Genomic DNA, 2,164 nt, shown 5'->3' with positions numbered 1-2,164 from the left:
TTCACCGAAGCCGTCAAAGAACAACGCGTTGCTTCCCGGGGCGGCCGTCGTTGGCGTGGTATGGGCATATCCGACGAGACCCGCGTCCAGCTCACGCAGCGTTTCGCTGTACTGCTATCGCACTTGAATGAGCGTCAGCGCAGACTGGCCATGGCGACCGAGGCACGGCTGCTCGGCCATGGTGGCGTGCGCCTCGTCGCGCAGACGGCTGGGGCGAGCGAGACCACCGTGCGCAAGGGCGTGTTCGAGCTCGAAGCGGGCGGCGAGCTCCTACCGGAAGGCCGTGCCCGCCGTCCGGGAGGTGGCCGCTTACGGGTCGAAGCGGCCAACCCGGACCTGGTCACGGCCCTGCTGCGACTGGCCGAGCCCGATGAGCGGGGAGATCCGATGTCGCCGCTGCGCTGGACCACGAAGTCGCTGCGGCACCTGGCCACCGAGCTGTCCCGGCAGGGTCACCGGGTCACCGCACCCACCGTCGGACGATTGCTGAAGCAGAACGGCTTCAGCCTGCAGGGCACCGCCAAGACCCTGGAGGGTGCCCAACACCCGGACCGGGACGCCCAGTTCCGCTACATCAATGAGCAGGTCAAGGACCACCAGGCCACAGGCCAGCCCGTGATCAGCGTCGATTCGAAGAAGAAGGAGCAGGTGGGCCTGCTGCCGATGGCCGGGCAGGAGTGGCGGCTCAAAGGTAACCCGGTCCAGGTCGAGGCCCACAGCCTCTTCGCCGGCCCGCACGTCGAGACCGCGGTCCCGTACGGGATCTACGACATGACGGCGAACACCGGGGGGGTGAACGTCGGCGTCGACCACGACACCTCCGCGTTCGCCGTCGCCTCGATCCGCCGCTGGTGGCAAGCCCGCGGCTCCTCCGACTACCCGCAGGCGACACGACTGCTGATCACGGCCGACGCGGGCGGCTCGAACAGCTACCGCTACCGGCTCTGGAAGTCCGAACTGGCCTCCTTCGCCGCCGAGACTGGCCTGACGGTCACGGTCTGCCACTTCCCGCCGGGAACGTCGAAGTGGAACAAGATCGAGCACCGGCTCTTCTCGCATATCACCATGAACTGGCGCGGCAGACCCCTGACCAGCCACGAGGTCATCCTCAACACCATCGCCGCAACCACCACGACAACGGGACTCATGGTCGAAGCCGCCCTCGACCCAGGCTCCTACCCGACCGGGATCCAGGTCAGCCGCGAACAGCTGCAGGACTTGCCGATCACCGCCCACGACCGACACGGGAAGTGGAACTACACCATCGCCCCCGCCGCCGACGACGCCCTGGCACCGCAGGGCGCCGACGAGCGCGCTGCCGCCCGCATGCTGGCACTGCGCATGCTGGCCGATCCCCGCCTGACCGGAATGAGCGATATGGAACTGGAGAACCTGCGGTCCAAGCTCGCCCCGGACCAGGAGGCCCGCCGGGAACAGCGCCGTTACGTCCTGCGAGGCGGCAGGCGCGTCGCGACCACCGGCCGGAACCGGTCCCTACTCTCGAACGCGGACGAGCTCCTGGTCACCGTGGTCTACCTGCGGCAGGTCTGCCCGCAGAAGGTGCTGTGCGACCTACTCGGCATCAACCCGGTCACCATCGGCCAAGCGATCAAGGCCACCCGGCAGCTCTTGGACGAACACAAGATCAGCATCACGCCGACGGTGGTCCGCTACTTCAGCCGCGCCAAGGATCTGGAGGCCTTCATCACCCAAGCCGATCCCGAGCAGGCGCCGATGGAGCCGAGCCGATACGCGCTCACCACCGCCGCGCTGACCGGCATGACGCGACGAGCCTTGCACGCTCTCCTCGAAGAACTCGTGGTGCCCTACGCTGCCGCGATCGAGAAGCGCCGGTACCGACACCGCGGCGGTGAACGCCGACCCGGCACCCGAGGCGGCGTCTTCCGGCAGAAGATCACCGATGCCGACCGAATCCTGGCAACGATCCTCTACAGGCGCCACATCTGCACCCTGGAGACCCTCGCCGAACTCTTCGACGTCTCCCGCAGCACCCTGTGGAACGCGATCAACGACGTCCTGCCCGTACTCGAAGACCACGGGCCAGCAATCGCCCCAGCCGAGCACCGATACGCCACTGCGGCCGAACTCCTGGCCTCAACACCAGCAAAGAGTGCGTGACACCACCATGTTGTTCTTTGACGGC

General features: G+C 67.4%; 1 protein-coding gene. It reads left to right on the top strand.

Annotated features, from left to right (window positions below; genetic code table 11):
* The first annotated feature begins 60 nt into the window (after positions 1-60).
* Complete coding sequence (locus tag TR48_RS38020) at positions 61-2,139, top strand: ISAzo13 family transposase (protein WP_042375452.1); 2,079 nt, start codon at positions 61-63, stop codon at positions 2,137-2,139.
* Positions 2,140-2,164: the final 25 nt, after the last annotated feature.

Origin of the sequence: Streptacidiphilus neutrinimicus (assembly GCF_000787815.1) — a bacterium.
GTDB classification, from domain to species: Bacteria; Actinomycetota; Actinomycetes; order Streptomycetales; family Streptomycetaceae; genus Streptacidiphilus; species Streptacidiphilus neutrinimicus.
Note: the sequence above shows the minus strand (reverse complement) of the source record. Positions and strands in the feature narration are given on the sequence as shown.